The 12,156-nt window shown below is 27.2% G+C and carries 13 protein-coding genes; 11 read left to right on the plus strand and 2 right to left on the minus strand.

The window, feature by feature from the left end; genetic code table 11:
• Positions 1-177 precede the first annotated feature (177 nt).
• From AC2A4K_RS06670 to AC2A4K_RS06700, 7 genes are all read left to right on the plus strand, one after another.
• Positions 178-954, plus strand: coding sequence for a nitroreductase family protein (locus tag AC2A4K_RS06670; protein ID WP_322503730.1), 777 nt, complete (start codon positions 178-180; stop codon positions 952-954).
• Between the two features lie 16 nt (positions 955-970).
• Positions 971-1,336, plus strand: coding sequence for an ArsR/SmtB family transcription factor (locus AC2A4K_RS06675; RefSeq protein WP_322503729.1), 366 nt, complete (start codon positions 971-973; stop codon positions 1,334-1,336).
• Between the two features lie 106 nt (positions 1,337-1,442).
• The gene (locus tag AC2A4K_RS06680) at positions 1,443-1,808 is read left to right on the plus strand and encodes a hypothetical protein (RefSeq protein WP_322503728.1); all 366 of its coding nucleotides are present in this window, start codon (positions 1,443-1,445) and stop codon (positions 1,806-1,808) included.
• A gap of 100 nt (positions 1,809-1,908) precedes the next feature.
• Positions 1,909-2,451 carry a UBA domain-containing protein gene (locus AC2A4K_RS06685; RefSeq protein ID WP_322503727.1) on the plus strand — a complete coding sequence of 181 codons (543 nt, stop codon included), beginning with the start codon at positions 1,909-1,911 and terminating at the stop codon, positions 2,449-2,451.
• A 526-nt stretch (positions 2,452-2,977) separates the two neighbouring features.
• A complete protein-coding gene (locus AC2A4K_RS06690) occupies positions 2,978-3,538 on the plus strand; it encodes a UBA domain-containing protein (protein WP_322503726.1) in 561 nt (186 codons plus the stop codon).
• 263 nt (positions 3,539-3,801) lie between these two features.
• A complete protein-coding gene (locus tag AC2A4K_RS06695) occupies positions 3,802-4,482 on the plus strand; it encodes a response regulator transcription factor (RefSeq protein ID WP_322503725.1) in 681 nt (226 codons plus the stop codon).
• A complete protein-coding gene (locus tag AC2A4K_RS06700) occupies positions 4,475-5,731 on the plus strand; it encodes a sensor histidine kinase (RefSeq protein ID WP_322503724.1) in 1,257 nt (418 codons plus the stop codon). Before AC2A4K_RS06695 ends, AC2A4K_RS06700 begins: the two co-directional genes overlap by 8 nt.
• A 698-nt stretch (positions 5,732-6,429) precedes the next feature.
• On the opposite strand, the gene AC2A4K_RS06705 is transcribed toward AC2A4K_RS06700, so the two are convergent.
• Positions 6,430-6,990: a GNAT family N-acetyltransferase gene (locus AC2A4K_RS06705; protein ID WP_322503723.1), complete on the minus strand. Its 561-nt coding sequence runs from the start codon at positions 6,988-6,990 to the stop codon at positions 6,430-6,432.
• Between the two features lie 387 nt (positions 6,991-7,377).
• On the opposite strand from AC2A4K_RS06705, the gene AC2A4K_RS06710 reads away from it, so the two are divergent.
• Together AC2A4K_RS06710 and AC2A4K_RS06715 are read left to right on the plus strand one after the other, a co-directional pair.
• Positions 7,378-7,986 (plus strand): histidine phosphatase family protein, encoded by a 609-nt coding sequence (locus AC2A4K_RS06710; protein ID WP_322503722.1) that lies wholly within the window; start codon positions 7,378-7,380, stop codon positions 7,984-7,986.
• A gap of 293 nt (positions 7,987-8,279) precedes the next feature.
• Complete coding sequence (locus AC2A4K_RS06715; protein ID WP_322503832.1) at positions 8,280-8,675, plus strand: GNAT family N-acetyltransferase; 396 nt, start codon at positions 8,280-8,282, stop codon at positions 8,673-8,675.
• Between the two features lie 129 nt (positions 8,676-8,804).
• Here AC2A4K_RS06715 and AC2A4K_RS06720 read toward each other — a convergent pair whose 3' ends face one another.
• Positions 8,805-9,266, minus strand: a complete 462-nt coding sequence (locus tag AC2A4K_RS06720; RefSeq protein ID WP_322503721.1) for an NUDIX hydrolase — start codon at positions 9,264-9,266, stop codon at positions 8,805-8,807.
• Between the two features lie 348 nt (positions 9,267-9,614).
• On the opposite strand from AC2A4K_RS06720, the gene AC2A4K_RS06725 reads away from it, so the two are divergent.
• The gene (locus tag AC2A4K_RS06725; RefSeq protein ID WP_322503720.1) at positions 9,615-10,595 is read left to right on the plus strand and encodes an arsenic resistance protein; all 981 of its coding nucleotides are present in this window, start codon (positions 9,615-9,617) and stop codon (positions 10,593-10,595) included.
• Between the two features lie 219 nt (positions 10,596-10,814).
• Entirely contained in the window at positions 10,815-12,125 is a 1,311-nt protein-coding gene (locus tag AC2A4K_RS06730) for an MATE family efflux transporter (protein WP_322503719.1), read from the plus strand.
• Positions 12,126-12,156: the final 31 nt, after the last annotated feature.

Genomic DNA, 12,156 nt, shown 5'->3' on the forward strand with positions numbered 1-12,156 from the left:
TTTTAAAAATTTTTATATAGTGATTAAGTAAAATAACAGGAAAGATTCTATATATAGTTATTGTAAAAATATATTTTCAAAATTTAATGGTAAACAAATTCTTTACCAATAAACATAAAAAAATAACTATCTGCTATAATGGTTTAAATAAATAAACCAAAGGGAGATGGATATATTATGAAAGAAGAACATATAATTGAAGTTAATAAAAATCTTTGTATTGGATGTGGTCTTTGTAAAAAGGATTGTCCAGCAAATAATATAATTATTAAAGAAAAAAAGGCAGTAATAAAAGACCAACTTTGTATAAAATGTGGTCATTGTGAAGCAATATGTCCAAAAGCAGCTATCACATTAACTGGATTTAAGGAAAAACCAATGGAATTTACGGAACAAACTACTTTAAATCCAAATGAATTGTTAATGGCTCTTAAAACAAGAAGAACAATTCGTCACTTTAAAAATAAAGAAGTTCCTTCAGAAATTGTAGAGAAAATTATTGAAGCGGGTAGATTAACACCTAGTGCTAAAAATGCACAGGATATATCATACATTGTTTTAGGTAAAGATAAAGGAAAGTATGAGGAAGTTGCAGTACAATTTTTTAAAAGAATACAACCAATTGCAAGCTTTTTTATGAAAAGTGCAAAAGAGGTTACAATTGATGATAACTTCTTTTTCAAGAAAGCTCCTATAGTAATAATGGTAGTAACAAAGGATAAAATAAGTGGTTCACTTGCAGCAGCAAACATGGCTTTAATGGCTGAGTCTTGTGGCTTGGGTGTATTATATAGTGGATTTTTTACAACTGTAGTAAAATACTCACCAAAGCTACGTAGACTTTTAAATCTAAAACATAAGGATAATGTGGTGACAACTTTAGTGCTTGGATATCCAGATGTGAAATATATACGTACTGCACCAAAAGAGGAAGCTGCGGTTAGATATTTATAAATGTTAGGAGAAGTTTATGGAAAAAGAATGTCAGGAAAGATTAAATGAAATAACATCAAAATTTAAAATATGTCGTAAAGCTATTTCTGCTATAGGCGATGAAACTAGACAATTGATTTTGCTTACACTTTTAGAGAGCGACTTTAATGGGATTAGAGTTGGAGAGATTACAGAGAAAACACATCTTTCTCGACCTGCTGTATCTCATCATCTTAAAATACTGAAAGAAGCAGAAATTGTGAATGTACGTAGAGAAGGAACAAAAAACTATTATTATCTAGATTCAAATGAATCACAGTGGACAACACTAACTGAGCTAATAAACCTTATATACATTGGAATACAACATATTGGTAAAGATGATGAAAGAAAAGAGGAGTAAACTAAGAGGATTAAAGCTTAATTTATGAAAAGTTTATGATATATAAAGAAATTTATAGTATAGTTAACTAATGTAATAAAATAAGTAGTTTCAGGAGGGGAGTCCTATGGAAAAATACACAAGAGAAGAATTGAAGGATGCACTACAAGTTGTATCTTCCACTATTAGTAGATGTGAAAAAATGCAGCCTAAGTTTGCAGAGGGTACATCACAACACACATTACTTAAGAATAGATTAAAGGCTCTATACATTTCAAAAGCATTAATAACAAATGAGGATATTATGGGCAAATATACAAAGGAAGATTTAACAAAAGCACGTCCACCTATATCTTCGATTATTAATAAATGTGAAAAAGCACAATCGAAATTTGAAGAGGGCACTTCTAATTACAATAGATTTAATAAACTAATAAAAGCCATGTATATATCAAAATCATTAATAACAGATGAAATTAATAAATTAAGTTAATTTTTAATCTAATTTTAATCTTTCTTATATTTTAGATTAATTTTCTAAAAGTATTATATAACCAAGATGAATAATGAATAAATTCGTGGAGGTAATATAGATGGAAAGAAATGAAATGATTAATACTTTAGTCAGAAAGGCTAATATAAGTCCAGAAGAGGCACAAGAAGTGCTAGAAAAATGTAATTGGGATCTTTTAGACGCTATTGTTTACTTAGAGAGAAGAGGAAAAGTAGAAAATAATGAAGTTACAGCCATCACTGTAGTGGAAGTAATGGAAGGGAAGCAAGAGGAAAAAGAAGATAAGAAAAAGCAGGATGAGAAATATGGTGGTATTGGAGAAATTGTTGGAAGAATGTTTAAATTTATAGGTAAGGTTATAAGAAAAGGAACTAAAAATTTCCTTGAGATTAGAAAAGAGGATCAAAAGCCAATAAGAATATCTTTAACAATATCAATACTTTTCTTAATATTCTTATCAGTACCAACTATAGTATTATTAATCATAGGTTTATTCTGTGGATATAAATACTCAATTTCAGGCCCTAACTTTAATTATGAGGGAGTAAACAACATTTTTGAAGAAGTATCAAAATCAGCAGATCATATCAAAAAAGATTTCAAAGAAGGATATGAAAAATAGTTTTTAGATAGTACTATTAAAGGAGCTACATCAAAACTTTTATATAAAACTTTATAAATATATTCCGAGAATTACTGAATTTTAAGTGAAAGTCTAAATTTTAATTTAGATTCTTGAACTTATACAATGGAACTTTAGTTACATTGTAGTCATTAATTATAGCCATTACTTCGAATAATTTGCTAAAGCTCAGAACTTAAGTGAAAATCCAAATTTTAATTTGGCAATTTGAACTTATGCAATGGAATATAAGTGACATTGTATTCCTATTAATACGATGCTTCGCTTCTTAACGCAAATTATTCTACGTAATAGCTTAAATTCTAAAGTTCATTCAGATATTCTCTTCATATTATTTATAAAGTTTTATTAACAAGTTATTTTGATATAGCTCCTTTATTTTTGTGGTGTGGAAATATTAAGGGGATGGTATAATTTAATTATTATGAAGAGAATTAAAATGAGGTTTTAAAGTTTGGCTACCAATATAGGAGTAGTGCGCTTCAGTAAATATGGAGGATCATTTATGGAAAAGCTTAAACTTGTAGATAAATTAAGAGATAAAGCTAATATAAGTTATGAAGAGGCAAAAAAGGCTTTAGAAAACAGTAATTGGGATATGCTAGAGGCTATGCTATATTTAGAAAAGCATGGAAAAGTGAAAAAGCCTTCAGTTAGCATATTTTATACCAATGAATCTAAAGAAAGTTACACTGAACATGGAGAAGTAGTTAATCTTAAAGAAGATAAAAAGAAGAATAATTCTGAAAGTAAAAATAATTTTGAAGGGATTTTTGAAGCCATATGTAAAGCAATAGATACCTGCAATAATATCTTCATTGAAATAATAAAAAGTAATAAGGTGCTTTTAAAGATTCCATTTACTGTATTAATTCTACTTTTATTTTTTGCATTCTGGATGATTATACCTCTAATGATTGTTGGACTATTCTTTGATGTAGAATTCTTGGTATCTTCTAAAAAGGTTAATGTAGATAAAATAAACAAAGTATTTAATGAAATATCAAAAGTAGTTAAAGACATAAAAAGAAAATTTACTGACCATACACACCATAAACATTCATAAGAGTTAAAGTATTTAATTTAGAGTTATGAACTTAAAATATTGAATTAATACCTATTTAAAATTAAAAGAGGAAACTCACTATTCACATGCGTTCATAGGAGTGCACGTTGTGTAACTTCAATTAATAAAGTAGTAAATTTAAAATTTTACTTAGTCTATATTTTGAAAGGATGTTAATTTAAAATAGAACTGTAATTAGGTTTGAAGTGCTATTTAAAATCAACACGGACCTAAAAAGAGTTTTCGCTTAAGGGGGTTAATTAATGGTTAAGATTTTAATTGTTGAAGATGAAGAAAAAATAGCAAGATTCATAGAATTAGAGCTAATTCATGAAGGATACAAAGTAATAAAAGCAAACAATGGTAGAACAGGTCTTGAAATTGCAGAAAGAGGAGAAGCTGACTTAGTTATTCTTGATGTTATGCTTCCTGAAATCAATGGACTTGAGGTATTAAGAAGAATCAGAAGAGTTTCTGAGGTTCCTATTATAATGCTTACTGCAAGGGATGCTGTAATGGATAAGGTTTCAGGCCTTGATGCTGGAGCAGATGATTATATAACAAAGCCCTTTGCCATAGAAGAATTACTTGCAAGAATAAGAACAGCTCTTAAAAAGAGAGTAGTTACAGTGAAAAAAGATGAAGATGTAATAAGCTGTGGTTTATTAACCTTAGATAAAATGAGACATAAGGTAATGTATGATGGCACAGAAATAGAATTAACTAATAGAGAGTTTACTTTGCTGCAAATATTAATGGAAAACAAAAATATAGTATTAACTAGAGACGTGCTTATAGAGAAAGTATGTGGTTATAACTATGTTGGAGAAACAAATGTAATAGATGTTTACGTAAGATATTTAAGAACAAAGATTGATGATGTCTTCAAAGTTAAAATAATAACTACAGTACGTGGTGTAGGATACGTAATAAAAGATGAGTAATAAGAATAAACCTAAAAATGTTACCTCTATTGCAATAAAGATTAATGCTATTTCTGTTAGAGATTTATTCTTTAGATTTCTTGCAATTGATATATGTTTAATGATTATTTTAGTTGGTCTTTGGTGTATTCAATCTGAAAAAGATTTCTATGGGAAATTAGTAGAAAATGCACAAAGGTCATTTAACTTTTTCCCTATAGAAACTTCAAACTATACAGTTGTTTGGAATGATGGAAAGACCATGGTTAAAGAAGCTAGCACTTTTTTATATACTCTTAGAAAAATAATAATAATTTTAGGCATAGTAGAAGGAATATTTTTATTAGAAGAAATAATATTTGGCACAGCGAAGATTAGAAAGGTCTTAAAACCACTTAATGAAATAGCAGAAACAGCAAGTAGACTTAGTAATATGGACTTTGATGAGGAAAAATTCCAAAGTCTTGAAGATGCCATATCAAAAATAAGTCCTGTAACATCTGATGAAAGAATACACATGGGTGATAGTGAGCTTCAGGGGTTAGAGGATGCAATAAACAAGCTTTTAGATAGAATGAGGGATTCCTATAGGCAGCAGGCAAGGTTTGTTTCAGATGCATCCCATGAACTTAGAACACCTATTTCTGTAATTCAAGGATATGCAAATATGCTAGATCGTTGGGGAAAAAATGATGAGAGTGTCTTGGAGGAATCTATTGCAGCAATAAAAACTGAATCTGAAAATATGAAAAATCTAGTGGAGCAGTTATTATTCTTAGCTAGAGGTATTAATGGAAAAACTCAGCTTACCATAAAGGAATTTTCACTTAATGATATGATGGATGAAGTTTTTGAAGAGTCTAAGATGATAGATAAAAACCATGTATATAACTACATTAAATCAGAGAATATAACCGTTCAGGGTGATATGACTCTCCTTAAGCAGACTGCAAGAATACTAGTTGAAAATGCAGCTAAATACACAGAAAAGGGAGAAGCAATAACACTTAGGGTAGGAAAAAATTCTAAAGGAGAAGCTTATTTTTCTATTCAGGATAATGGAATAGGTATGGATGAGAGTGATATACCACACATATTTGAACGTTTTTTTAGAGCTGATACAGCAAGAGTTAGAAAAAATGGAGGAACAGGTCTTGGACTTTCTATAGCAAAATGGATAATTGATAACCACAAAGGGTACTTTAGTGTTTTAAGCAGAAAAGGAATAGGCACAAGAATAGTTGTGTACTTACCACAAAATATGAAGTAGAAAATATAGCTATATTTTAGAGAATAATAAAAAATCAGTAGTAAAATAATACTACTGTTTTTTTGCTTTCCTTACAGCCATTAAAAAATATAATCCAAAAATAATAAATATAATAGTAATAGGTATTAGTATATTAGGATAAAGATAAAGAGAAAAAAGTACTTCAATTAAAATTAACAATGAAGCTATTAAAGGCAATTTATAAGCAATTAATACCTTTATAAATAAGCCTTTATCTAAATTTTTAACTAAAAAATTCTTTTTTACTATATCAGTTACTTTTAAAAGATTACCTATAGCTATATTCACAAACATTAATTCTACTAAGAATGGTATTAGAAAAGCTTTAAAGATAATGCAATATAGATTTAAAAGTAATAGAAAAAAAGACATCATTGAAAATATATAAGTTTTTTTCTTTATTAAAACATAGAGATTATCATTATTTCTAAAAAAATGATAATATTGAATTCCTTTTAATATTAGAATAGCAATAATTAAACTGATAATCTCAATTATAAATATTACATTATTTGGAATATAATCACCTTCTTTTCATAAATTCTATTGTATATAATTTTATCATAGAATAATTCTTGAAATTTTAACTGTATATAAACTTTATTGAAAGAAATATATTAAATAAGTTTTATATTGAAGTTTTGACACAGCTCCCTTTTATTATCAAACATTTGATTCTAAAGAGATAAATCCATTAATATTTCATCATAATAAACACCATCAATGTTAAAATAATTCTCATGAACACCTATTTTCTTAAAGCCATATTTCTCATATAGTTTAATGGCATTATTGTTAGATTCTCTAACACCAAGGCTAATAGTCTTAATTGATTTCTTATCTTTAGCAAATCTTATAAGTTCCTCCATAACAGCACTTCCAACTCCAATATTCCAATAGTCTTTTCTAACTGATATTGCTATTTCACTATTATGGCATATTCTTTTTCTATTAGAGGTACTTATTTGAGATATACTTACTATTTCATCATTAATAGTTCCTAGTAACATAAGAGAATTAGAACTTTGATTTATTTCTTCAATATAAGCTTTTTCCTGTTCCACTGTAAAATGAAACTCCCCCTTACCAAAAAGTAGATTATTACTTTCTCCACCTACAGTATTAAGATACTTAATTATGTTTTCAGCATCATCTTCTAATGGTTTTCTCAATATTAAATTTTTACCATCTTTTAAGTTTACAATGTTAAGAATATTATTATTATTTTCAATACCCATAGAAAGTCTCCTTTTTATATATAATTTTAAGTTAAAAGATAAAATCTTCTGTATAAGAATTTATTAATTCTAAAGTTATTAAAATATTTATTCATGTTATTTATAAGTATTGTGTTAGAGCTTAGATAATTCCCTACTAATCCATATACTTATACTAAAATTTTACCATAAAGATACTTTTTGAAATTTCAACTTCATGTAAACTTTATTAAAAGTATTTATTCCAAGTAAGTTTTACCTTGTGTTAATTGTTTCCAATATGCTTTTTTGATATGATTAATTAAAAGGATATAGTATTAGGAAAGTAGTGATTTATACTTAATAAAAGTAGAACTTAGATATAGAGTCTGAATAGGACAACTTTAAATAAATTTGGGAGAGTAGTAAATGAAAAATATAATAACTATCCAACATACACAGTCTATACATCACACTAATGGAATGGTTGGATCTTGGACTGATTGGGATTTATCAGAGCTAGGAATACAACAAGCAAATAATATTGGAAGAAATCTATCAAAAGAGTTAGCAAATAAAAAGTATGTAATATATTCTTCTGATTTATTAAGAGCTAAGAATACAGCAAAAATTATAGGCAAGCATTTAGAGGTTGAACCGATTTTTGTTACTGAGTTAAGAGAAAGAAATCTTGGAAAATGTGTTGGGAAATCAGTACAGTGGTTGAAAGAAAATATTGAAACACAAGAAAAATCTATTGATGATAAAATGTTTTCCGATGCAGAAAGTAGAAGAGATGAGTGGAATAGGTTATTACCTTTTTTTAATAAGTTAATGACAAATGAACATGAGAATATAATTATCGTTTCCCATGGAGATCTACTTAGCGTATTTAATACAATGTGGTTAGGAATGAATATTGAAATGCTTAATAGAAGTGAAATATTTGGGTTAGCTGGTGGAGTTACTTTTATGCAAGAAACAGTTGATGGAAAAAGATTTATTAAGCGAATGAGCGACATGTCATATATAAAGTGATAATAAGTTTAGAAGTTAGATAAATTAAAATAATATAGAATAAACTAAAAAATAAGAATTTACCAGTAATGTTATTTTACTATTTAAAGTGTTCACAAAAACATCTGTTTTAGTGGACATTTAGTTTTAGAATTTAATTTATGATATTATAATATAATTAATAAAGAAGGTAAGTGTTATCTTTTCAAATTTTATTTAATATATAATATTAAGGAGAATACTTACTTAGGAGGAATTGTTAAGTGATAAAAATTGAAGATTTAAACAGTATTAATAATAAGGATATGGAATAAATACTAGATACATGGGAATCATCAGTAAGAGCAACACATGACTTTTTAAGTAAAGAAGATATAATCTCAATAAAACCTCAAGTTATAGAAGGTGCTAAATATGTTAGTAGACTTTTATGTGTAAGAGACAAAAATGGTATTATAAAAGCTTTTATGGGGATATATGATTTTAAAATTGAAATGTTATTTGTAAGTAATGAAAGTAGAGGAAACGGAGTTGGAAAAAGACTTGTAGAATATGCAATAAAAGAGTTAAATGTAAATTATGTAGATGTAAATGAGCAAAATCCACAAGCAGTAGGCTTTTATAAATATATGAGGTTTAAAGTCTTTAAAAAATCTGAGTTAGACGAACAGGGAAATCCATTCTCTATACTGCATATGAAATTAAAATAATAATATTATAGTGTAACTAAATAAATATAAATAGAGTAATAATATTGAAATTTATTACTCTATTTTCATTCATTTGTCCACTTTTATTATATTTATATATCAATATTCATTTAAGAAATAGTCATTAAATTATTTTTCACCTAACAACTCCAAGGCTTCATTGGCCATAGTTAAAATATTCGCTTGTATGTTAGTTGAATTATTTAGCTCTTCTTTATTGTACCATTTAAGTATTTTAGATTCTTCAATTTCAGGGCATGTTTTAAAAGAGTTGGTAGTTGCATAATAAACAAAGTCTATATGTGAATGATTAGTATTTACATCACCAAAAATTGTGTGCATAGGATTTATTAGTAGCTTTTCTCCTGATAAGTCACATGATTTTTTTAGTGCTATATCTATGGGATTATACAAATTTATTTTTAATCCTGCTTCTTCTTTTGATTCACGAATACATGCCTCTTCTGGAAGCTCATTCAACTCTATATGTCCACCTAAAGGAAGTATTTTTTTAGCTTTTTTATGTAAATGTAACAACACCTTATCTTTACATACTATAAATACTGAAACTGTAAAATGTCTATCTATCATTATTTTATCTCCTTAAAAATTATTTTGTAGGAATAATTAGTTGTTGAATTATTACCTAATTATACAACAATTTCAAATTATTATAAAAACTGAATAGAAACAAGACTTCAAAGAGCAGTATATAGGTATAAATATACAGAAGTTATTAGATAAGTTAAAAGCGATTATACTTTTCTTTTATAGATTTATCATGTGAAGAGTTATTGAAAGGACATAGAGTTCATATTAATGCTAAAAATCTATTTATTACAAATGATAATCACTTTATATTGAAATTGTTTATTATTTATAGAATTGTATGATATAATTCTTTAGGTGATATACATTTTCAATTAGAAAGAGGTGAATATGATAGAAGAGGTAAATAAGTTTCAAAGTCTTGTTATTTTTGCCATGGTTTTATTAGGAATTTTACTAGGGCAAATAAATGTGGTACAAACTTATTCAGAATATTTAATAATGCCATCATTAACAATAATGCTATTTTTAGTATTTATACAAATTCCTTTAAAAGAGATAGGGAGTTCCTTTAAGAATATAAAATTTACATCAACTGCAGTTCTTATAAATTTTGTATGGACTCCAATAATAATATTTATTTTAGGTAGATTATTTTTAAGTAATTACCCAGAACTTTTAATAGGATTTATTATGCTTATGGTGACTCCTTGTACAGATTGGTACTTAATCTTTACTGGAATTGCTAAGGGGAATGTTCCTTTAGGATCTTCTATTCTTCCTTTAAACATAATATTACAATTGCTTTTATTACCAGTATACATATTATTAATAGGGGGAACTAGCGTGGAGATAGATGCTCTAAGCTTAGGCAAAGGAGTAATCTTTAGCTTAATGCTTCCATTATTATTCTCAATTGTGGCTAGAAAATTTATTATAAAAAAAGTAGGTAATGATAACTTTGAGAACAAAGTAGTTTCAAAGGCTTGTGATTATCAAGGATACTTTCTAAACATAGCTATTATAGGAATGTTTGCTTCACAAGGAAAAGTATTACTTGAAAACTATCAGATATTATTAATATTATTGGTACCAGTATTATTGTTCTTTATAATTAACTTTTTATTTGGAAGATTAGTAGAAAGAGCTATTAAACTTAACTACCAAGATAGTGTTTCTTTAAGTTTAACTATTCTTGCTAGGAACTCTCCAGTAGCATTATCAATTGCTGTTGCAGCATTTCCAGATAAACCTTTAATATCCTTGGCTCTCATAATAGGTCCATTGATAGAATTACCAGTGTTATTTTTAGTTTCTAAAATATTATTATCAATAAAAGTAAGAGAAGAATCTTCATATCAGTACAATTAATACTTTTAAAAAGATATAGTACATAAATATCTTTGATAAAGAGATATTATAGAGGTTTTATTTTCCATAAATTTGCAATAAACTTTAAGATATGGTATAATCTAATAAATTAATTTAATATGGTTATTATTCGCCACCGGGTGAATGTTAAGGTATCAAAGTATTCCAGTAGGTCTGAGAAGGAATACTCTGATACCTTTTTATTTTTAGGAGGTAATTATGAAGGAATTAAAGTTAAAGTTTATGAAGTATGTAAGCTTAAATGTTATGGGAATGATAGGGCTTTCCTGTTATATTTTAGCTGATACATTTTTCGTTGCAGAAGCTCTTGGAACTGTTGGTATTGCTGCACTGAATTTTTCAATTTCAATATTTTCTATTTTACAGGGTGTAGGACTTATGATAGGAATTGGTGGTGCAACTGATTTTTCAATTAGCAAACAAGAGAAGAGTAATTCAAATAATAAATCTTTTACACATGCTATTGTTATGGGAGCAGTGGCATCACTTATATTTGTTGTAGTGGCTATATTTTTTACTAAACAATTAGGAATATTGCTTGGAGCTGATGAAACAACCTTACCGCTTACTCAGGTCTACTTAACTACACTTTTAAGTTTTTCACCTTTTTTCATTTTGAATAATATTTTGCTTGCTTTTATTCGTAATGATAAAAATCCTAAACTATCAATGATTGCAATGCTTGTAAGCAGTTTTTCTAATATTATTTTAGATTATATATTTATGTTTCCACTTTCTATGGGGATTTTTGGAGCAGCTCTTGCAACAGGACTTTCTCCTATTATAAGTTTATGTATTTTATCTTCACATTTTATTTCTAAAAAGCAAAGTTTTCATCTCGTAAAATGTAAAATTCATTTTTCAAGAGTATTAAGAATAATTTCCTTAGGTTTTTCTTCATTTGTTGGAGAGCTTGCATCTGCAATAGCTTTAATTACATTTAATCTAATCATATTGAAGATAGAAGGAAATGTTGGTGTGGCAGCATATGGAATAGTAGCTAATGTAGCACTTATTGCTACAGCAATTTTTGTGGGAATATCTCAGGGAATGCAACCATTAGCGAGTAAATATTATAGTAAAAAAGATATGCTATCTGTGAATTTGATTCTAAAATATACAGTTATTACTTCCATAATTGCTTCAGTTCTTATTTATATAGTCATATTTTTTAATAAAAATATAATTATATCTATGTTTAACAGTGAAAATAATGATCAACTTGCTATTTTAGCATCAGTAGGAATGCAAATATATTTCATAGGTTATATATTTGCAGGTATAAATATTATTTCAGCAGCTTTTTTTAGTGCCACATCAAATGCAAAAGAAGCAATGATTGTATCTATTTTAAGAAGTTGTTTACTTCTTGTACCAATTGTTTTTATACTTAGTAGCATATTTAAGATGAATGGAGTATGGTTTTCATTTGTAATAACTGAATTTATAGTATGTATTATGACTATAATCTTTTTTTACTCTTTAAAAGGTAAGGACAAGAAAATTTAATATTGAACTTTTTATGTTAGCATATTAATAT

The sequence above is a fragment of the Clostridium sp. LIBA-8841 genome (assembly GCF_057782475.1).

Bases quoted from the DNA above. Each gene is read 5' to 3' on its own strand.
- AC2A4K_RS06705 (WP_322503723.1), bottom strand. From the start codon at position 6,990: ATGGGTATTGAAAATAATAATAATATTCTTAACATTGTAAACTTAAAA.
- AC2A4K_RS06695 (WP_322503725.1), top strand. From the start codon at position 3,802: ATGGTTAAGATTTTAATTGTTGAAGATGAAGAAAAAATAGCAAGATTC.
- AC2A4K_RS06700 (WP_322503724.1), top strand. From the start codon at position 4,475: ATGAGTAATAAGAATAAACCTAAAAATGTTACCTCTATTGCAATAAAG.
- AC2A4K_RS06685 (WP_322503727.1), top strand. From the start codon at position 1,909: ATGGAAAGAAATGAAATGATTAATACTTTAGTCAGAAAGGCTAATATA.
- AC2A4K_RS06690 (WP_322503726.1), top strand. From the start codon at position 2,978: ATGGAAAAGCTTAAACTTGTAGATAAATTAAGAGATAAAGCTAATATA.
- AC2A4K_RS06670 (WP_322503730.1), top strand. From the start codon at position 178: ATGAAAGAAGAACATATAATTGAAGTTAATAAAAATCTTTGTATTGGA.
- AC2A4K_RS06680 (WP_322503728.1), top strand. From the start codon at position 1,443: ATGGAAAAATACACAAGAGAAGAATTGAAGGATGCACTACAAGTTGTA.
- AC2A4K_RS06725 (WP_322503720.1), top strand. From the start codon at position 9,615: ATGATAGAAGAGGTAAATAAGTTTCAAAGTCTTGTTATTTTTGCCATG.
- AC2A4K_RS06710 (WP_322503722.1), top strand. From the start codon at position 7,378: ATGAAAAATATAATAACTATCCAACATACACAGTCTATACATCACACT.
- AC2A4K_RS06675 (WP_322503729.1), top strand. From the start codon at position 971: ATGGAAAAAGAATGTCAGGAAAGATTAAATGAAATAACATCAAAATTT.
- AC2A4K_RS06730 (WP_322503719.1), top strand. From the start codon at position 10,815: ATGAAGGAATTAAAGTTAAAGTTTATGAAGTATGTAAGCTTAAATGTT.
- AC2A4K_RS06720 (WP_322503721.1), bottom strand. From the start codon at position 9,266: ATGATAGATAGACATTTTACAGTTTCAGTATTTATAGTATGTAAAGAT.